We start from the raw sequence: 19,745 nt of genomic DNA on the forward strand, positions 1-19,745 counted from the left end.
CTCCTTCTTCCTACACGTTCGCGTTTACGGTTTCATCCACGATGCCGAGCTCTTCTTTGATCCAATCGTAGCCTTCCGCCTCGAGGCGCTCCGCCAGCTCCGGACCGCCGGATTTCACGATGCGGCCCTGCATCATCACGTGTACGAAGTCAGGCTTGATGTAGTTCAGCAGGCGCTGGTAGTGGGTGATGATCAAAAAGCCGCGTTCGGGGGAACGCATTTCGTTGACGCCGTTCGCCACCACTTTCAGCGCGTCGATGTCGAGACCGGAGTCGATCTCGTCGAGAATACAGATCTTCGGTTCCAGCATCATCATCTGCAGGATTTCGTTGCGCTTCTTCTCACCGCCGGAGAAGCCTTCGTTCAGGTAGCGGTGAGCAAAGGATTCGTCCATTTCCAGGGTTTTCATCTTCTTGTCGAGCTCGCGGATGAACTTCATCAGCGAAATTTCGTTGCCTTCGCCGCGGCGCGCGTTGATCGCGGAGCGCAGGAAGTCGGAGTTGGTCACCCCGCTGATTTCGGACGGATACTGCATCGCCAGGAACAGACCGGCGCGGGCGCGCTCGTCCACTTCCATCTCGAGCAGGTTTTCTCCGTTGAGGATCACTTCGCCTTCGGTCACTTCGTATTTCGGGTGACCCATCAGCGTGGACGCCAGCGTGGATTTCCCAGTACCGTTCGGCCCCATGATCGCGTGCACTTCGCCGCCTTTGATTTCCAGGGTGAGACCCTTGAGGATTTCCTTGTCCTCAATTTTGGCGCGAAGGTTTTTTATTTGCAAATGCGGTACTGCTGTCATGTGCTTTCCCTCCATCAGTATCGTGAAATGAATGGGTTATTCTCAATTCATTCTCAATGACTATCTTATAATAAGAATAATTTTAAATCAAGGAATGGAACATATCTGTAATTTTTAAATAATTATGTTTAGTATATTTAGCAAGTTGTTTCTGAGTGCTGGGTACATGCCTTATTGTAACCGATTTCGAGTGATTCAGGCAGTCGATTTTCCCTTTTTCACCGTCCGGACGAAAAAAAGGGCGCCCTGCGGCCATTCCGGCCAGGGCGCCTTTCGCGTATCCTGGTTATTGAACGCTCGGACCCGCCTTGGCGATGTCTGTCGCGTTGGGGAATTTCTTTTGGAAGTTCTCGACGAAGCGGGCCGCCAGCTCGCGCGCCTGTCTGTCGTACGCTTCCTTGTCCGCCCAGGTGTTGCGCGGCTGCAGCACGTCCGCCGGCACGTTCGGGCACGACGTCGGCACCTGCACGCCAAAGACGGGATCGGTCACGTAGTCCACGTGTTCCAGCTCGCCGTTCAGCGCGGCGGTTACCATCGCGCGGGTGTAGGCCAGCTTCATGCGCGAGCCCACGCCGACCGGGCCGCCGGTCCAACCGGTGTTGACCAGGTAGACCCGCACGTCGCGCTCGTCGATCTTTTTGCCCAGCATCTCGGCGTAGACGACCGGATGCAGCGGCAGGAACGGAGAGCCGAAGCAGGTGGAGAACTCCGTCTGCGGGGTGGTCACGCCGCGCTCGGTGCCGGCCATTTTGCTGGTGTAGCCGGACAGGAAATGGTACATCGCCTGTTCCTTCGACAGTTTGGAGATCGGCGGAAGCACTCCGAAGGAATCGGCGGTCAGGAAGATGATCACGTTCGGATGGCCGCCGACGCCCGGAATGACGGCGCCCGGAATCGCTTCAACCGGATAGGCGGCGCGGGTGTTTTCCGTGTATGCTTCGCTGTCGTAATCGGCGACGCGGCTCACCGGGTCAACCACCACGTTTTCCAGCACGGTGCCGAACTGGATCGCCTTCCAGATTTGCGGCTCGCCTTCTTCGGACAAGCGGATGCACTTGGCGTAGCAGCCGCCCTCGATGTTGAAGACGCCGTCGTCCGACCAGCCGTGCTCGTCGTCGCCGATCAGGAAGCGGTTCGGGTCGGCGGACAGCGTCGTCTTGCCCGTGCCGGAGAGGCCGAAGAACAGCGCCACATCGCCGTCTTTGCCCACGTTGGCGGAGCAGTGCATGGACAGCACGTTGCGCTCGGGCAGCAGCAGATTCATCACGCTGAAAATCGATTTTTTCATTTCGCCGGCGTATTCGGTCCCGCCGATCAGCACGGTTTTCTGTTCAAAGCTGATGATGATGAACGTCTCCGAGTTGGTGCCGTGCACAGCCGGGTCGGCCTTGAACGTCGGCGCGTAAATGACGGTGAACTCCGGCTTGTGCTCGGCCAGTTCTTCCGCGGTCGGGCGGATGAAGAGCTGGCGGGCAAACAGGTTGTGCCACGCGTATTCGTTTACCACGCGGATCGGCAGACGGTAGGTTTTGTCCGCGCCGGCAAAGCCGTCAAAGACGAACAGCTCTTTCGTCTGCAGGTACTCCAACACGTCCTGATAGAGGGCCTGAAACTTCTCCGGAGAGATCGGCTGGTTGACCGGTCCCCAGTTGACTTTATCATGCACGGAGGCTTCGTCCACCACAAATTTGTCTTTGGGCGAGCGGCCGGTAAACTTACCCGTTAACGCGTTGAGCGCTCCCTTGTCGGTCAGAATGCCTTCGCCGCGTTTTACCGCCATCTCAACGAGTTGGGCGACAGGCAGGTTTGCGTGAACGGTTGCCGTCGCCAGTACGTCAGCAAGCTTGTAAACCGTCTTGGTTTCCATGTGTGAACGATCTCCTTCCCATGTAAATCCGAGTAATGCCTTTCTCAATGTCACCTGATTTGTAATTAGTATATCACATTTCGTTAAATAAGCTACAAGATTTTAATTTTTGGGTGTGAACAAAATGTGAATGACTGTCTGCCAACACATATGGCCGGGGTTCCCTGTTTCTAGCGTTCCCCGGCGCGTCCGCTTCCTCCGCCTCCGCTTCGCTTTTGTCCGTTCCAGATCATGGCGGCACCGCCTGCATGGCGCCGAACGACAAAAGCCTCCGCCGGATGGCGGAGGCACCGTTCCCCGTATTTACGCTGATTGCTCCCCGTGGAGGTGGGCAAACGTCCGGACCACAACGCGCGCGAGGATTTCCGCGCCGGCAAGCAGGGCGGTGCGATCGAAGCGCATGTGCGGATGGTGCAGCCCTGGCGTCAGATCGCAGCCGAGCGCGAGCATCGTCGCCTTGATGTGCGGCCGCTCCACGGTGTAGAAATGAAAGTCTTCCGCGCCGGGACTTACCGGAGCGGGCCGCAGGTGTTCCGCTCCCAAGACGTCCACGATCGCCCGTTCCATCAGCCGCCTGGCCTCTTCGTCCACTTCCGCCGCCACCATCCGCGAACCGGTCGTCACGCTGATGTCGGCCCCAAACATCGCGGCCGCGCCGTCGATCACCTGCCGGACGCGGGCGGCCAGCTCCTCCATCGCCTGGTTGGTCTGCGCCCGCAGGTCAAGCGCGAAGCGGGCCTTGTCGGGGATGATGTTGTAGCTGTCCCCGCCCGCCTGCAGCATGGTCATTTTCACGGTCGCCGGCACCATCGGATTGGTGCGCACCTGCCCCAACCCGTTGAGGATGGCCCCCGCCACCTCGATGGCGTTGACGCCCAGGTGCGGACGGGCCCCGTGCGCCGACACGCCGGTGATCTCTCCCGTCATGAACATCGCCGCGCCGTTGTAGATCGCCGGCCCCGCGTCGCCCGCCGCCATTTCCTGAATCGGCCGCAGATGGACGCCGTAGAGGAAGTCGATGTCGTCCACCACCCCTTTTTCCACCAGCTTGAGTGCGCCCTCTCCCTTTTCCTCGGCGGGCTGGAACAGGATTTTCACGGTCCCTTTCGGCCGGTACCCGGAAGCGATCAGCGCCTCCACCGCCTCCAGCACGATCGTCATGTGTGCGTCGTGACCGCACGAGTGATTGGCCCGCCACACGCCGTCCACTTCCTGCCAAAGCGCGTCGATGTCGGTCCTGAGGCCCACGACCGGCTTGCCTTCCCCCCACTCCGCCACCAGCCCGGTGCAGTCGTCAAACGCCGTCACGCGCAGCCCCAGGGCGCGCATCCGGTCTGCCAGATAGCGGGTCGTCTCCACTTCTTTCCAACTGATCTCCGGATGGGCGTGCAGATGGTCAAACGTGCGGTATACGTGGGCTTCCCGCGCGGCCAGCGTCTCTTTCAACGGCAGCGCTGTCGTCATGTTCCCCTCTCCTTTTTTCACCGTATTGCGAATGTTCCGTCATCATCGGGCATGGCTGCTCCCTGTTGTCTCGTCTTCCGACCGGAACGTTCTCCCGGGACCATTATAGCACAGGACCGGCTCAGCACCGCAGGGGACAGTCACGGCGCCGCGACGGCGCACCTGGCCCCTTCCGGCCGCCATCCGCGCCTAGCCGTTCAGCCCGACAAGCGGAGCAGCGCCTCCAGCTTCAGCCGGTCGCCGATCCGTCCCCTTGTGGACACCTGCTGCTTGGCGTACTGGTAGGCCAGTTCATCGCCGCCGAACAGCATCGCCAGATCACGCGCGCGCCCCCGCACTTCCAGATGGACCGGTTCCTGCCATGCCGTACACGCCACGCCGCCGCCGGAAAACGTCAGGCAGTAGCGCGCCGGCACATCTTCCGCGACAATCCCCACGACCCGGTCCCATCCGGCCGTCAAGGGTTTCAAATGGGCTTTCCGCCCCACCCGTTCCGCCTTCTCCGCCAACAGCCGCTCCAGACACACCGCCACCGCCATCTCCTCCTTTTCTTCTCCCTTACGTTCGGGGAGGGGCGGGTCGAATCCTTTGACGAGCAGTCGGAGCCGATGTCGGCTGGTGTCATCCGCCACCCTTTTTCTCGACACACACCCGCAGGGCGGGACGCCGGCAGATGGCCCTCGGGACAGCAAAACGGCACCTGCCGTCTGCAGATGCCGTTCTCCATCTATCTCAAAGCCGCTGCTTGGTTACTCGTCAAACTCGTCCTTGTCCAGGCGGACCTCCAGATGGTGGCCGTCCGGCGTTTCAAAATAGAGGTTGTAGCTGGTCGGCCGGGCAATGGGGCCGCGGTAGCAGATGTTGCATGCCTCCAGCTTGTCGACCAGGTAATCCAGCTCCGCCCGGCTGGTCACGGAAAAGGCGATGTGATCCACCTGTCCGATGCCGCCTTTGCCTTCGTCACCGGTGCAGGGATGGAGACCAATCCGTGTGTAAGTGCCGATTTGAAAGTAGATAGGTGCTCCTTCTGTCATGTGTTCATCCGGGATGGGAACTTCCAATATGTCTTTGAAAAAACGAGCTACCTTCACGACATCGCGGCAATTCAGGGCGATGTGGTGTACACCTTTCAAATGAAACATTTACACTGCCTCCCACGTCAACTCGATCACACGCTGCGCTTTGACATTTCCTTCCGCTTGTTGTACTGCTTCAGCCGCTCGCTCAACCGCTTGAGGCGAAGCATCAGCGCTTCCCGCCAGTCGTCGTCGTTCAGCTCTTTCGCCACGCCCAGCAAGTCGAGGGAAATGTCAATCTGCTGTTTCAGCACGTCGGCGAAGCTGGCTGCTTCGTCCGTCATGCTACAATTCTCAAACAACTCGGATGTATTGTCAACACTCACAAAGTCGGCAAAGTCGACTTCCGGTGCATTATCGCCCTGCGCATACTCTACCAAGATCTCGTACTCTCCCTCAATGGCCGGATGGACTTCGATCCGGTCGCAAACCGGGCAAAACAGGATGGGCACGTTGTGCACAAGCGTCTTGTAATGACGCACGGTTCCGATCGAACCGACCATTCCGGCTCCGCAGCAAAAGCTCATACCTCTCCCTCCTTTTCGCCAAACGCTTGCACGTTTGCACGAATTCTGTCTGTATAGGCATTGTAGCCTACAAACGGACGTCAACTCCAGACGCAAATGATACCAGTACCCTGCGCGGAAGGGGTGAAATCGTACTCCTATTGTATCGGAAAACAACAGCACTGACCACTTTTTTCTGACTAGTTCGAACATTTCCGGCGCATTTTCCGCTCCTGTCTGGACGCCGCCGCCCGCAGCCCGGCGCGTTTTCTCCCCCTCATCGGGCAGCAGTTTCGTGGTGTCCCGCCGCTTGGCCCGTCCCGGAGCCCCGGCCGCCCCATGCACAAAAGGCCGGAGCATACCGCTTCCCCGGCCTTTTCGTCCACGTGCCTATTCTTTTACCATCGCTTCGTATTTGTCCGCGTCCAGCAGCTTATCCAGCTCGCTCGGATCGGACATTTCCACGACGATCATCCACGCCTGTTCGTACGGCGACGTGTTGACCAGCTCCGGCGCGTTTTCCAGCTCGCCGTTTACCTCCACCACTTTTCCGCTGACAGGAGCATACAGCTCGGATACGGTCTTGACCGACTCCACGCTGCCAAACGGTTCATCCTGCTTGATCTCGGCCCCTACTTCCGGCAGTTCGACGAACACGATGTCGCCCAGCTCAGATTGGGCAAAAGCCGTAATGCCGATATACGCCTTGTTTCCTTCTACGCGCACCCACTCGTGCTCTTCACTGTAACGAAGGTGTTTCGGGAATTCCATCGCTCACGTATCCTCCTATCGGGTACAGTCAATTACCCCTTACTTATTGGACAAACGCTCTAGGATTCCTCTTCAATCCCCAAAATTCGATGAAGGCGTTTCTTCACCAGGTTGAGCCCCTTCTCGCCCGCCTGGAAGTGGCGGAGCTGCAGGTTTTCGTCAAACAGGTAGAAAGCCGGGACGTATTCGTTTTGGAACGCGTCGGTGGTCTTCATCTGGTTGTCGATGGCAATCGGGTGCGTCAGCTTGTACTCGGCGATGGTTTCCTTGATCGCCTCCACGTTGGTATCCGCTTCGGAGCGCGGCATGTGGATGCCCACCACCTGCAGGCCGTTGGCGGCGTATTTGTCGCGCCACTCGTTGACCTGCGGCAGCGACTCCTTGCACATGTAACAGCTAATCGACCAGAAGTGAACCAGGACCGGTTTGCCGGCCAGTTCAGACTTGCTCGCCTGTCCGTTGACCCATTCCGTCACACCGGGGAAATCAGGCAGTTCTTCGCGCAAACGCATGGAAAGCACATCTCCTTTCGGGTTCCTACAGAAAAGCATATGCCGAAAGCGGCCCTTCTATTGATAGGAGTCGCCGCACTTCGATCCTGCAAAAAAAGGGTCTAACAGCAGGTTGTTAGACCCTTTTTCATCCTGTTGTCGCGATTCTTACTTCGCAGTCAGGTGAGCTTCACCCGGACGCCAGTTGGCCGGGCACAGACCGCCGGATTGCAGTGCTTGCAGCACGCGCAGCGTTTCGTCTACGGAGCGGCCGATGTTCAGATCGGTTACCACTTGGTAGCGCAGAATGCCTTCCGGGTCGATGATGAACAGACCGCGGAATGCTACGCCGGCTTCTTCATCCAGAACGCCGTAAGCGCGAGCGGTGGTTTTGTTGAAGTCGGAAGCGAGCGGGTAGTTCAGGCCGCCCAGACCGTTTTGGTCGCGCGGAGTGTTGATCCATGCGCGGTGGGAGTGCTTGGAGTCAACGGATACGCCGAGCACTTCCGCATCCAGATCCTTGAAGTCTTCGATCGCATCGCTCAGCGCGATGATTTCCGTCGGGCACACGAAAGTAAAGTCGAGCGGATAGAAGAACAGCACCAGCCATTTGCCGCGGTAGTCGGAGAGGGAAACCTTACCGAAATCCTTGCCGTTGCCGAGAGCGGTTTCCAGAGTAAAGTCAGGGGCCGGAAGACCAACAAGACGTTGTGCCATATGTAACAACCTCCTTGGAATTGTTGTATTGCCTACAGTTCTCATCATATCAACGGAACTCTTTATAGTCAATATAATATAGGAATCATTTCAACCTGTAATTCCATCTCAATGGCCCAACAGCTAGGTTTTCCACTCGCGGGGGAGTCTATACGCCGGTCGGCCTTCTTTGCAAAATGCCGGATGCCGCGATTCTGTCGGCCGCTTCCCGCAGCACGTCCGGCGGCTGCACCAGAGCAATGCGCACGTAGCCTTCTCCTTCCGCGCCGAATGCGCTGCCGGGGACGACCACCACGCCCGCTTCTTCCAGCAGGGCAAAGGCAAACGCCCGGGAACTCCACCCGGCCGGCACCGGCGCCCAGACAAACATGGTCGCCTTGGGCGGCTCGATCGACCAGCCCGCTTCCCTCAGCGCAGCGAGCAATACGTCCCGCCGTTCCTGGTAGAGGGGGCCCACCGCGTTTGGCGAACCCGACTCCCTGTCCAGCCGCAGCGCCGCCACCGCCATCTGCTGCACAGGGAGAAAGACGCCGTAATCCACGTTGGATTTGACCGCGGCCAGCGGCTTGATGATCTCTTCATTGCCTACCACGTAGGCGATCCGGCAGCCGGCCATGTTGAAGCTTTTGGAAAACGAGTTGAACTCGATGCCCACGTCTTTGGCTCCGGGCGCCTGCAGAAAACTGGGCGGCCGATAACCGTCAAACGCCATTTCCGAGTAGGCCAGGTCGTGCACCACGATGATGTCGTGCCGTTTGGCAAAGGACACCACCTGTTCAAAAAAGGAGAGCGGGGCCACGGCAGACACCGGGTTGTTCGGATAGTTGAGAATCATGAAGCGGGCGCGCCGGGCCACCTCTTCCGGAATTTTCGCCAGATCGGGCAGGAAGTCGTTTTCCGCCCGCAGCGGCATCGGGTACAGGTCGGCCCCCGCCAAACGGACGCTGCCGGCGTAGATGGGATACCCCGGGTCCGGCACCAGCACCACGTCGCCGGGGTCGGCCCAGGCCAGGGCAAAGTGGGCCAGACCGTCCTGGGAGCCCATCAGCGAGTGTACCTCCCTGTCGGGATCGAGCGCGACGCCGAACCGGTACCGGTACCAGCGGGCCACTTCGGCGCGAAATTCGTCCGTCCCGTCGGTCATCGGATAGCCGAACGCTCCCGGCTGCCGCACGGCTTCGATCAGCACGTCCACCAGCTCAGGCGCGGGCGGCTGGTCCGGACTGCCGATGCTCAGGTCGATGACGGGACGGCGCTGCGCCGCGCTCCGCTTGCGCCTCGCGAGTTCGGAAAATATCGCCGACGACAGGTGCTCCAAACGCCGCGACGGGGTCCGCATCGTCAGCGCGCCCCCCACGCTTTTTCGTACTCGTCTTCCTTGAAGCCAACTGTTACCGTCCTGCCGTCCGTCACCAGCGGACGCTTGATCAGCTTGCCGTTGGACGAAAGCAGCTCCAGCATCTCGTCCTCGCTCATCGCGGGCAGCTTGTCCTTCAGCCCCAGTTCGCGGTAGTGCTGGCCGCTGGTGTTGAAAAACTTGCGCAGGTCAAGCCCGCTCGCCTGCCACATCCGGCGCAGCTCCTCCTTGGACGGCGGCGCCTCGACGATGGGAATCTCCTCAACAGCGACACCGTGCTGGTTGAGCCACTGCTTCGCTTTGCGGCAGGTGCCGCATTTGTCGTAGAGGTATGCTTTGATCGTCATACTGGTTCACCTCGAACACTCGTGATAAAAAGCAGGTGGAAAGAATGGTTCCTGCTTCTAGCATACCATGATGGCCCTGGCAGCAAAAAAGGTATCTGTCTGAAGGCAGCAAGAAAACGTTCATGACAAGTGACGCTTCCATTGGACCATCTCTTGTTCAGCCGGGGGCGGCCGTGAGCAGGTTAGAAAACTTGGCTTTGCCAAGCCTTGGCGCCGGCAAAGCCTTAGTTCGACTGTTTCCGATGGACGACGTGTACAGGTTTCTGGTGAAATGTAACGAAATTGGTAATAAAAACGTCAGACTATCGATGACTTGATTTACTGGATAAACATGCTTGGAGGGACATTGATGAAGTTCAAAAAATCGATCATGCTTTTTGCATCGCTCAGCCTGTTTACCACCATCTCAGCATCAGCTGCGTCGCCGATTGTCGAAAAAATGAAAAAAGCAGACCAGCAGCGGTTGGAAGCGGAAAAAAATAAGGAATGCGGCATGGGCTGTCGTGCAGGAAGAGATCTCTACATGGGGATTGGCCCGGTTTTTTATGAAATGCAGTTGAAAAACGATACGTTGACCCCGGAGCAGGTATACATCTTAGATAAGGTTAAGGACATTCTTCAGAAAGAATCGGAGATCATCGATCTGTACAAGGCAAACGAGCGAGCGCCGTACAACAAAGTTCGTGAAGACGTACAAGCGACGATACTGGATATGCTGACCTATACGTCCAAGATGAAAGAAGTCTCCGCGAACGATGTGAAAGTTTTAACCTACGCTGTATCCAAAGCGCGCGAACTCTATGTGGATGCATCTTGGCAGGAGAGCTGGGTAGCCGATCGCGACACCGAGTATCTTTATGCATACATGAATGGTGTCGTCGCCGTGCTTGATCGTTTTCAGCACGATTTGGCCCAATTCGCCGACTATATCCCAGGTGGCAGCTTCTCCGAATACAGCTGGGCGCATTCGGTTGCCATGAGATCGATTGCGGAATTCACCAAGTCGCTGGAGTCGAACTACCATGATACTGTGCAAGAGCTGTACGATACGTACACCAGAAATTATCTGAATCTGGTTCAGGCCGATCAAAGTTTGAATCTCGAGTACAAAATTAGAAACGCGACGGACATTTACAGCGCATACAAAACCCAACTTGGAACTGCGTTCAAAAACAATATGATTGCCACTACACAGGAAGTGATCATCAATGTCCTCAAGCAAAACAATGCTGAGATCAAAGAGAATGAACGATACTACCAGGATTACTCCCAGGCGATCGAAATGATCGATGCATTTGTCGGGCAGAAGGAAATAGCAGTGGCAACCAAAAAACAGCTCCGCCTGCAATGGTACCAATCGTTCATGGCAGGACTGGATAAGCTGGACGTCAGTATATATAATGGAGAATTTTATTGGTATGTCGACTATCTGGTCAACAATAAGCTCAAGCAATTTGCGCAAGCTCATCCTGCGGAAATGAAGAAGCTGGCAGCAAAGCTGCTGACAAAAGTGAAAGCCGAAAAAAATCCGAAAGATGCAGCGGCGTATAAAAAAGCAATCGCGACATTGACCAAGCTGAGCCGTTAACAGGCGCAGCATGCTTGGCAGAGTCACTCGGTTTTGCTAAGGGATAAAGCGCGATTACACCACCTTGCCAAGCAGCGGTAAACATGAGGGACGTATCTTCAACTGCGAAAAACCCCAAAAATTTTATACTTTCCGATATTACAAAAGAACGGCAGCCGCGCGTACCGCCGGCTGCCGCTCCCTGTCGTGCAGTCGCTTATTCCGTTGTCCGTGCCGGTTCACCGGGCGCGCCGCCCGGCTCGGCCGCTTCCGCCCCCGGATTGACCTGCCACGTCTGCGCCAGCGGCGAAAAGGGCACCCCCAGCGGGTCCGCCTCCGCCGCTTCCGCGAGCGTGCCGGTCAACGGTTCCGTGTATTGAATCCGTTCTTGGGTCACGTGCGTTCGCCTCCTCCACTCCGATGTCTTACAGTGTGGAGATCAGGCGGCCGCTTTATGCACGTCAGGCGGAGACAGTCACCTGCACCTGATAACCGGCGTGTTTTTTCGCCTGGAAGACGCCGTTTTCAAAAATCAGGTACTGGGCCTTGACGCCGATCAGCTTGCCGCCGACGCTCTCCTGCTTGTCCAGCGTCAGCGAATTAATCTTGTCCAGCGACTCCAGAATCGGATAGGTGATGTCCACCCATTCGTCCTCCCGGTACTGAAACGGCTTGAACTCCTCGGGGAAGTGGGCGTACACCTCTTCGCGCAGGGCCAGGAGATCCACTTCCTTGACATCCCCTTTCAGCATTTTTCGCCAGTTGGTCTTGTCCGGCAAAAACTGGCTCAGGTGCACCTCCAGTTCTCCCGCCATGCGCCGGGTCGGCACCTCCGCGATCGGAATGGCGCGGATGGCCCCCTGGTCCACCCAGCGCTTGAGCTCGTTGTTTTTTCGCGTCAGCCCCACCTTCACGTCGCTGGATACGGCCAGGTAGACGTAGTGCGGAATCATGCAATGCGCCTCCCCGAAGCTGGCGTCCCGACAGGTCCCCTGATCGTAGTGGCATTCGTGCGGCTTGACGATGCACAGGTCGTTTTCCGGCAGCTTGGTAAAACAGGGGTAGCAGTACCCGTTGTTAAAGGTCTTGTTGGTCTTGCGTCCGCAGGCGATGCAGTTTTTCTCGCCGAGAAAGGCGATGGTCAGTTCCCGGCCCAGCCATTCGTTCAACGGCAGCCGGTCTTCTCCCACCTGCAGATAGTAGTCGACAGGCTGATCCTTGCCGTGGTACTGGTGGGCCAGCCCATGTAGAACACCGCGGAGTTCCACCATACTCTCTCCTCCCCTATGTACGGTCCCTTCATTCTACCACATCCCGTTTCCCCGCTGGCCGCTGTTTTCTTTTGGCAGCATGTTTTCCCGGGGCCCGGTGAAGCTAGGAGATGACAACAAAGCAAAGGAGGCGGTAGTCATGCGCCGCAGGATGCTGTTGGCCTGTCTGCTCCTCTGCCTCTTGGGGTGGACGCCCCGCACCGCCGCGTCTGTTCCGCCTGTCCCCGCCTACGAGCCCATCCATCGCATCGACACCCCGAAAAAGGTGGTGGCGCTCACCTTTGACGACGGACCGGACGCCGTCTACACGCCGAAGATCCTGGAAGTGCTGCACCGCAACAACGTGTCGGCCACCTTTTTCGTGCTCGGCTCCAAAGCGGACCAATATCCCAAGGTGATGCAGTGGATCAAGAAAGCCGGGCACGAGATCGGCAATCACGGGTACCATCACTACGACCTGCACAAGCTGACCGAACAGGAGATTTACGACGAGATCAAGCGCGCGGAGCAGTCCATCCTGCGCACGACCGGCGTGCTGGCCCAGTACTACCGGCCGCCCGGCGGCGTGATGACCCATGACGTGATGAACGCCGTCCAGTCATGCGGGTACGACATCATCCACTGGTCGGTCGATCCGCGCGACTGGTCGTTGGCCCGCACCGCCTCGGTGATCGCCAAAAGCGTCAAAAGCAACGTCTCGGCCGGAGACATCATCCTGTTTCACGACGGCGGGCTGAACCAGCGGCAGACCGTAGCGGCACTGCAGGAGCTGATTGCCGATCTCCGCTCCCAGGGCTACCGCTTTGTCACCGTGAGCCAGCTTCTGGACGCCGCCAAATAAGTGCTGCGTTTGTCAGCATCCTTCGCTTCGGCGAGCCAACCGCGCCCCGTTTGCGTCCAGCGGATGGACATGGCCCCGCCGGCCCCCGCGATCCGAATCTGGGGGTGGACAAACAGCAAAACGCCCTCACGCGGAGGGCGTTTTTCGCATATGGCCGCACGCTTACGCCGACGTCCTGCCCAAAAAGGCGCGCAGCCGGTCGTTTCGCGGACTGGAAAAAATCTGTTCGGGCGCTCCTTCTTCGACGATGACGCCCTGGTCCATGAAAATCACCCGGTCGCTCACCTCGCGGGCAAAGCCCATCTCGTGCGTGACGACGATCATGGTCATGCCTTCCCTGGCCAGGTTTTTCATCACGCCCAGCACTTCGCCGACCAGCTCCGGGTCGAGTGCGGAGGTCGGCTCGTCAAACAGCATCACTTTGGGGTTCATGGCCAGCGCGCGGGCAATCGCCACCCGCTGCATCTGTCCGCCCGAGAGGCGGTCCGGGTAGACGTCCGCCTTGTCTTCCAGCCCCACCTTTTTCAGCAGGGCCAGGCCGTGCTTTCGCGCTTCCTCCGGCGGCATCTTCTTCACCTTGATCGGGGCGAGGGTGACGTTTTCCAGCACGGTCTTGTGCGGGAACAGGTTGAACCGCTGGAACACCATGCCCACTTCCTCCCGCACCTTGTTGATGTCCACCTTGGGATCGCTCAGGTCGCGGCCGGCGATGACGATCCGTCCGCCCGACATCTCCTCCAACTGGTTGAGACAGCGCAAAAAGGTGCTTTTTCCCGAGCCGGACGGCCCGATCACGCACACCACTTCCCGTTCCGCCACCTGGGTGGTGATGCCTTTCAGCACCTCCAGCTTTCCGTAACTCTTTCTCAGGTCCGTCACTTGGATGATCACGCAATGTACCCCCTGGTTCCGTATGTCTGTATCCCTGTCTCCCTATTGTAGCGCAATGTTTCGAAAATTACAGCAGTTTGTGCAAGCTTAGCCGTACGGACCCGGCCGATTCTTCGCGCCGACTCCCGGGATACCGGTCTGCGCGTCGCCGGGAGCGCCCGTCCCATTTTTTCCAGCGACGCGCCGATGCGTAGCCGTCAGCGGTGCGGCACATGCTATGTCGTGAGGTGGTTTGTCATGAATCGCAGAAAATGGACGGCGCTGGTCATCGTGCTGGCCGTGTTCGCCCTCGGCCTGACGGTGGAAAGCCTGTTCGGCGGCTATGCGCAGATGGCGAACCATCCGGCGTACGCCATCGACGAAACGGTCGTCTCTGGTGCGGGGACGAGCAAAATCGTGCAGTTGTTTGTCAGCGGGGTCATCTCCAGCGAGCGGACCAACGCCTCCCTCGCCCCGATGACCGAACGGCTCGCCGAACAATTGCGCCGCGTGGAGGAAGACGAGCTGGTGAAAGCGGTCGTCTTGCGGATCGACAGCCCCGGCGGCGAGGTCGTTGCCACCGACGAAATTCACCGGCGGCTGCTGCGCCTCAAACAGACGCGCCGCATTCCGATTGTCGTCAGCATGGGCTCCACCGCGGCGTCGGGAGGGTATTACCTGGCCACGGCCGGCGACACGATCTTCGCCAACCCCAACACGCTGACAGGCAGCTTGGGGGTGATTTTTTCGCTGACCAACTACAGCGAAGCCATCGACAAACTGGGCATTCGGACGTACGCCATCAAAAGCGGCCGCTTCAAGGACATCGGCAGTCCCGCCCGCCCGCTGACCGAACCGGAACGACACATCTTTCAAACACTGGTGAACGAGAGCTATCAGCGCTTTGTCAACGTGATCGTCCAGGGGCGCAAACTGCCCCGCACACGCGTTTTGCAGATCGCGGACGGACGGATTTACTCGGGCGAACAGGCGAAGCGGTTGGGGCTGGTCGACCGGTTTGGCGACCTGGACGACGCCACCGGATACGCCCTCTCCCTGTCCGGGGAACGGGAGGCGCTGGTCGTGCGCTACACGGACAGCCTCTCCCTGGGCAGCCTGCTGTTCAGCCTGCAGAGCCGCTGGGCCAATCCCGATCCGCTCGGACTGGATCGGATCGTCACCCGCCACGGCTCCCCCCGTCTGCTGTATCAATACATGCCGTAACGGCAAGGAGGTTTTGATCCATGGACGACAAGATCACCCGCCCGTCTGCAGCCGATGACGGGCCGGACAGGCCCCTCCGGCGCACCGGCGACGAGCCCCCCGAATCGCTGCTTGACGCCGATGCAGCGGCGGCAACCGGCACAGTCTCGGGCTTTGCCGGCCCCGACCAGCACGTCGGCAGTCCCTCTTACGCCTTCGCCGGTTTCTGGATTCGCGCGCTGGCCACGCTGCTCGACGGCCTGCTTCTCACCGGCCTCACCCTGCTCGTGTTCAATCCGCTCCGCAGGGCGCTGGGCGTGGAAGCTGCGCTCTTTTCCCTCGTCGACGGGCTGGAAATGCTGGTTGACTTCTTGTACATGATCCTCTTGACCTGGTGGAGCGGCCAAACCCTGGGGAAGGTGATCACCGGCATCCGCGTGATCAGCGCCCGGCAGCCCCGGGGCAACCTGACGATCGGCCAGGTGCTCCTGCGGGAGATAGTCGGCAAGCTGCTGTCCGGCCTGCCGCTCGGGCTGGGCTACATGTGGGCCGGCTGGCATCCCAAGAAACAGGCCTGGCACGATCTGATCGCCAAGACCTACGTGGTGCGCGAGCGCAGATAGCGCCGGATGCGCCGCGGCAGCGGTTTTGCCGCGCTTCGCGTCTCGCGGTGCCGTGTTTTCGGTTCGGACGGGCTGCCGGTCTGCATGGGAAACGCGCGTTTCCGCGGGTTCGCGGAGGACATCCGCCCGGACACCGGCGCTGTACGGCAGCCGGCGCGCGGCAGACAGCCCCTCCAGGACAGCCCCCCAAACGTAAACATCCCGTACCACGTGGATCGTGATACGGGATGCCGGGTGCAAGCCATGCAATCTCGTCGGCCTGACCGGCCGCGAGCGCGGGTATGTGTGCCGTCGCCCTATCGGACGGTCGCCTGAGGAGCGGCGGGAGCGGGCGCCGGTTTGCTGTCATCCGTAAAGAACGGAACGACGACCAGGCTCAGCAGAAAAAACAGAATCCAGATAATCCCCCGTTTGAACACGGATGGCGTAAGCATCGGGTCGACCCCTTTCGGCAAAAAGTGGGACTATCCTTACGTTTCCCCTGCTGTTCTCTTTTTATGCCGGGAGCGCCGCTCATTCTCTGGGTCCACGCCCAATTTGGGGGACTTTCAGCAAAAACGGCCCTTGAGTCCGGCCGCATGACAGCCGCCCCTCCGGCCGCAGAAGGACGCTGCGCCTAGCTTTTTTGGGTATGAAGCCGCATCTTTTCCGGCTGGGGCCGCTGCAGCAGGCAGGCGGCGGCAAAGGCGAGAAGCTGCCCTCCCATCAGCCAGAAGATGGTCCACGGCTCCCACAACTGCATCATGAGACCGTTCACGTTGGGTGCGAGAATGCTGGCCACGCCGAAGTTCACGCCGGCGATGATGCCTGCCGTCGGCACCATGGAAGCCGGCAGGATGTCGGCCGCAAAGGCGAGGCCCAGCGAGTAAAACGACCCGACCGCCGCTCCCGCCAGGGCCAACAGCAGCATCATCCCCCAGACGCTGCTGCCGCTCAGCGGGAACAGCAGAAAGGCAGCCGCCCCCACCAATGCGCAGGCACCCATCACCTGCCTGCGGCCGATCCGGTCGCTCAGCGCTCCCAGCGGCATTTGCAGAATGATGCTGCCTACGACAAACGACGGCAGGATCAGCGACACCCACTCCACCGAGATGCCCGTCCGCAGCGCGTAGACGGGGAAACTGCCGTTGAGCGACGTCTCCATGTATCCGTACAAAAACGACGGAATAAGCGCCAGCCACCCCAGCCGGAAGACGGCAGCGTAGCGGTTTTCCCGCCCTCCATCCGCAGCCGGCGGAACCGGATCCGGAAATGCGTTGCGGATGCGGGCCAGCAGGCAAAACGCCAGCACGTACAGGACCGTGACCGCCGCAAACGGCGCCCAGATCCCGAACGGCAGCAGATTGATCCCCAGCGGTCCGATGCTGAAGCCGATCCCGTACGCCAGCCCGTACAGCGACAAATCCCGTCCCCGCCGCTCTGGCGGCGCGATTTTCGTCACCCACATCTGGCTGGCGTAGTGCAGCGAAGAATCGCCCACGCCCATCAGCAGCCGCAGGCCAAACCAGACGGCCAGATGGGAAAAGAACGGGAGCAGCACAGTGGCGGCGGTAACCAGCAGCAGCCCCCACAAAATGGTGGAACGGTAGCCGATCCGTCTGAGCGGCATCTCCAGCCACGGGGAAACCAGTACCATCCCGATGTACAGGGCGGCCGCGTTCAGCCCGTTGGCCAGGGACGACACCCCCTGCTTTTCCAACAGCACGGCCAGAAGCGGGATGGTCAGGCCCTGGCTGACGCCGGCGATCACCACCACCAGGATCAGTACCCAAAAGGTATAACGCGTTGACGACATGATGTCTGGTAACTCCTCTCGAACTCTCTTCCTTTTCGCATACGCGCATACGCAGCCTTCCCGCCGCGTCAGGGTCACCCCCCTACTGCTCCATCGTCGCAGAGAGACGCCCCTGCTGCAACTGGTACATTTTTTGATACAGCCCGTTTAGGGCCATCAGTTCGTCGTGCGTTCCGCGCTCCACCACTTCGCCGCGCGACAGGACCAGAATCAGATCGGCATGCTGGATGGTGGACAGCCGATGCGCGATGACAAAGGTCGTCCGGCCGCGCGACAGCACATGCAGCGCTTCCTGGATGGCCGACTCCGTTTCGCTGTCGATGCTGGCCGTCGCTTCGTCCAGAATCAGAATGGCCGGATCGGCGGCCAGCGCCCGGGCAAACGAAATCAACTGGCGCTGCCCCGCGGACAGCGTCATGCCCCGCTCCACGACCGGCTCGTCGTACCCCTCCGGCAGGCGGCGGATAAATTCGTCCGCCCTCACCGCTTCGGCCGCCCGCTTCACGTCCTCGTCGGAAATGGCCTCGTTGTACAGCCGGACATTGAAGGCGACGCTGCCCGCAAACAGGAACGGGTCCTGCAGCACCAGACCCACATGGCGTCGCAGCGCCCGGGTGTCCAGTTCGTTCATGTCGATCCCGTCGATGGTGATCCGTCCCCGCGTGACCGGATAAAAGCCGAGCAGCAGGTTCATCAGCGAGCTTTTCCCCGAACCGGTGTGGCCGACCAGGGCCACGGTCTGCCCGGGGCGGGCGGTGAACGAGACGTTTTTCAGCACGTACTCGTCTCCCTGATAGGCAAACGAGACGTTGTCAAACACCACTTCGCCGCGCGGCCGGCCGATCTGGCGGCCGCCCCGCTCCGCCTCGGACGGCGTATCCAGCACGTCAAACACCCGCTGCGCCGATATGGCCGCCTGCTGAAGCTGCGACAGGCGGTTCATGATCATGTTGACCGGTTCGAAAAACCGTCCCATGTAATCGACGAACGCAAACAGCGCACCAAACGAGATGGCGCCGTGAAACGAACGCGACCCGAAGTACCAGACGATGACCGTCAGCGCAATTTTCCAGATCAGGTCAACGGCCGGCCTAAGCAGCAGCGCCTCCAGGTTGTTCTCTTTCAGGCGGACGCGGAAATACTCGTCGTTTACCCGGGCGAACTCCTGCTGCACGCCCGTCTCCCGGCGAAACGCCTGCACCACCGGCATGTTGTGGATCATCTCGTTGATCGTCGTGTTCATGTCGCTCAGCCGGCTGCGGATCGCCGCGTAGTAACGGGAACTGTAGCGCTGGTAGACGACGATCAGAACGACCAGGAGCGGCACCGTCAGACAGCAGAACAGGGCCAGCTCTGGCTGCAGCAGAAACAGCGCGATCAGGATGCCGAGGAGGTAGATTCCGTTTTGCACAAACGTGGCCAGCACGCTGACGTACAGCTCGCGAATCGCCTCCGTGTCGTTCGTCACCCGGGAGACGAGCTGCCCCACCGGCGTCCGGTCAAAAAAGGAGACCGGCAGCTTTTGCAGATGGGCGAAGAGCTGCATCCGCATCCGCTGGATGATGCGCTGCGCCGTCGTCTGCAGCGACAAAATCTGAATGTAATTGAACAGGGCGCTGACCAGAATCAGCACCGCATACCCGCCGGCCAGGAGCAGAATGGGGAAGATGTCCCGGCTGTACAGGTCCCGGACCTCCGCCGCGAGCAGGCGGACGCCTTCCGTCCGGTCCAGCGTGCGCCCCGCCTGACGAAGCGTCGCTTCCACCCGTTCCCGTCCGTCTGCGCCGGCGATCGGCCGAATCTGCGTGTCGCCTTCTCCCCTGAGCGGACGGTCCAACAAGTAGTAGGTCGTCCCCTCGGTGACCACCTGCGCCAACGTCCCTTGGGCGGCCGCATCCGGCGGCAGGTCGTCCAGCCAGTCTTCCCGGACGTAATAGCGTCCCGCGATGGGAATGCCGACGCGGTTGCCCTCCCGATCGACCGGCTCGCGTTCGAACCGGTACCAGGTTTTCTGAATGGCCAGGATGTGGTTGTCGATCATCACTTTGGCCACAAAGGGACCGGCCAGCTCCGCACCGGTGCCGAGCAACAGCAGCAGCAGGGCTCCCGCAATCTGTTTGCGAAACGGCATGGCGAATTCCGCCAGCCGCCGCCATACGCTTGTCTCGTTCATCGAAAGC

21 protein-coding genes are annotated in these 19,745 nt (G+C 59.8%); 4 read left to right on the plus strand and 17 right to left on the minus strand.

The window, feature by feature from the left end; genetic code table 11:
* Positions 1-10: 10 nt before the first annotated feature.
* The 11 genes from sufC to FOI68_RS09735 all read right to left on the minus strand — a co-directional run bounded on the left by sufC (position 11) and on the right by FOI68_RS09735 (position 9,395).
* Positions 11-799 carry a Fe-S cluster assembly ATPase SufC gene (gene sufC / locus FOI68_RS09685; protein WP_029098330.1) on the minus strand — a complete coding sequence of 263 codons (789 nt, stop codon included), beginning with the start codon at positions 797-799 and terminating at the stop codon, positions 11-13.
* A gap of 286 nt (positions 800-1,085) precedes the next feature.
* Positions 1,086-2,666, minus strand: a complete 1,581-nt coding sequence (gene pckA, locus FOI68_RS09690; RefSeq protein WP_143862985.1) for a phosphoenolpyruvate carboxykinase (ATP) — start codon at positions 2,664-2,666, stop codon at positions 1,086-1,088.
* A 303-nt stretch (positions 2,667-2,969) separates the two neighbouring features.
* Positions 2,970-4,130 (minus strand): M20 peptidase aminoacylase family protein, encoded by a 1,161-nt coding sequence (locus FOI68_RS09695; RefSeq protein ID WP_143862986.1) that lies wholly within the window; start codon positions 4,128-4,130, stop codon positions 2,970-2,972.
* A gap of 197 nt (positions 4,131-4,327) precedes the next feature.
* Positions 4,328-4,663, minus strand: a complete 336-nt coding sequence (locus tag FOI68_RS09700) for an SCP-2 sterol transfer family protein (RefSeq protein ID WP_143862987.1) — start codon at positions 4,661-4,663, stop codon at positions 4,328-4,330.
* A 216-nt stretch (positions 4,664-4,879) separates the two neighbouring features.
* Positions 4,880-5,272, minus strand: coding sequence for a VOC family protein (locus tag FOI68_RS09705; RefSeq protein ID WP_029098326.1), 393 nt, complete (start codon positions 5,270-5,272; stop codon positions 4,880-4,882).
* A gap of 26 nt (positions 5,273-5,298) precedes the next feature.
* Positions 5,299-5,733, minus strand: coding sequence for a hypothetical protein (locus FOI68_RS09710; protein WP_029098325.1), 435 nt, complete (start codon positions 5,731-5,733; stop codon positions 5,299-5,301).
* A gap of 369 nt (positions 5,734-6,102) precedes the next feature.
* Complete coding sequence (gene gcvH, locus FOI68_RS09715; RefSeq protein WP_029098324.1) at positions 6,103-6,483, minus strand: glycine cleavage system protein GcvH; 381 nt, start codon at positions 6,481-6,483, stop codon at positions 6,103-6,105.
* 59 nt (positions 6,484-6,542) lie between these two features.
* Complete coding sequence (locus FOI68_RS09720) at positions 6,543-6,995, minus strand: redoxin domain-containing protein (protein WP_029098323.1); 453 nt, start codon at positions 6,993-6,995, stop codon at positions 6,543-6,545.
* A 147-nt stretch (positions 6,996-7,142) separates the two neighbouring features.
* Complete coding sequence (locus FOI68_RS09725; protein ID WP_029098322.1) at positions 7,143-7,691, minus strand: peroxiredoxin; 549 nt, start codon at positions 7,689-7,691, stop codon at positions 7,143-7,145.
* A gap of 148 nt (positions 7,692-7,839) precedes the next feature.
* The gene (locus FOI68_RS09730) at positions 7,840-9,030 is read right to left on the minus strand and encodes an aminotransferase class I/II-fold pyridoxal phosphate-dependent enzyme (protein WP_143862988.1); all 1,191 of its coding nucleotides are present in this window, start codon (positions 9,028-9,030) and stop codon (positions 7,840-7,842) included.
* A 2-nt stretch (positions 9,031-9,032) separates the two neighbouring features.
* Entirely contained in the window at positions 9,033-9,395 is a 363-nt protein-coding gene (locus FOI68_RS09735) for an arsenate reductase family protein (RefSeq protein WP_143862989.1), read from the minus strand.
* Between the two features lie 349 nt (positions 9,396-9,744).
* Here FOI68_RS09735 and FOI68_RS09740 point away from each other — a divergent pair, with 349 nt between their 5' ends.
* Positions 9,745-10,983 carry a hypothetical protein gene (locus FOI68_RS09740; RefSeq protein WP_143862990.1) on the plus strand — a complete coding sequence of 413 codons (1,239 nt, stop codon included), beginning with the start codon at positions 9,745-9,747 and terminating at the stop codon, positions 10,981-10,983.
* A gap of 196 nt (positions 10,984-11,179) precedes the next feature.
* Here FOI68_RS09740 and FOI68_RS09745 read toward each other — a convergent pair whose 3' ends face one another.
* Entirely contained in the window at positions 11,180-11,359 is a 180-nt protein-coding gene (locus FOI68_RS09745) for a hypothetical protein (protein WP_029098318.1), read from the minus strand.
* A 64-nt stretch (positions 11,360-11,423) separates the two neighbouring features.
* Positions 11,424-12,230, minus strand: coding sequence for a DUF2797 domain-containing protein (locus FOI68_RS09750; RefSeq protein ID WP_035299932.1), 807 nt, complete (start codon positions 12,228-12,230; stop codon positions 11,424-11,426).
* Positions 12,231-12,372: 142 nt separating this feature from the next.
* Between FOI68_RS09750 and FOI68_RS09755 the strand changes: the two genes are divergently transcribed.
* Positions 12,373-13,074, plus strand: a complete 702-nt coding sequence (locus tag FOI68_RS09755) for a polysaccharide deacetylase family protein (RefSeq protein ID WP_143862991.1) — start codon at positions 12,373-12,375, stop codon at positions 13,072-13,074.
* Positions 13,075-13,236: 162 nt separating this feature from the next.
* Here FOI68_RS09755 and FOI68_RS09760 read toward each other — a convergent pair whose 3' ends face one another.
* A complete protein-coding gene (locus FOI68_RS09760) occupies positions 13,237-13,965 on the minus strand; it encodes an amino acid ABC transporter ATP-binding protein (RefSeq protein ID WP_029098315.1) in 729 nt (242 codons plus the stop codon).
* 237 nt (positions 13,966-14,202) lie between these two features.
* Between FOI68_RS09760 and sppA the strand changes: the two genes are divergently transcribed.
* Together sppA and FOI68_RS09770 are read left to right on the plus strand one after the other, a co-directional pair.
* Entirely contained in the window at positions 14,203-15,168 is a 966-nt protein-coding gene (gene sppA / locus FOI68_RS09765; protein WP_035299494.1) for a signal peptide peptidase SppA, read from the plus strand.
* 20 nt (positions 15,169-15,188) lie between these two features.
* Entirely contained in the window at positions 15,189-15,770 is a 582-nt protein-coding gene (locus FOI68_RS09770) for an RDD family protein (RefSeq protein ID WP_143862992.1), read from the plus strand.
* Between the two features lie 296 nt (positions 15,771-16,066).
* Here FOI68_RS09770 and FOI68_RS23405 read toward each other — a convergent pair whose 3' ends face one another.
* The 3 genes from FOI68_RS23405 to FOI68_RS09780 form a co-directional block, all read right to left on the minus strand.
* Complete coding sequence (locus FOI68_RS23405) at positions 16,067-16,204, minus strand: hypothetical protein (RefSeq protein ID WP_162836707.1); 138 nt, start codon at positions 16,202-16,204, stop codon at positions 16,067-16,069.
* Positions 16,205-16,386: 182 nt separating this feature from the next.
* On the minus strand, positions 16,387-17,565 hold the full coding sequence (locus tag FOI68_RS09775; protein WP_143862993.1) for an MFS transporter: 1,179 nt from the start codon (positions 17,563-17,565) through the stop codon (positions 16,387-16,389).
* Between the two features lie 82 nt (positions 17,566-17,647).
* Complete coding sequence (locus tag FOI68_RS09780) at positions 17,648-19,738, minus strand: ABC transporter ATP-binding protein (RefSeq protein WP_143862994.1); 2,091 nt, start codon at positions 19,736-19,738, stop codon at positions 17,648-17,650.
* Between the last annotated feature and the right edge of the window lie 7 nt (positions 19,739-19,745).

The organism is Brevibacillus sp. LEMMJ03, from assembly GCF_007197875.1.
GTDB classification, from domain to species: Bacteria; Bacillota; Bacilli; order Brevibacillales; family Brevibacillaceae; genus Brevibacillus; species Brevibacillus thermoruber.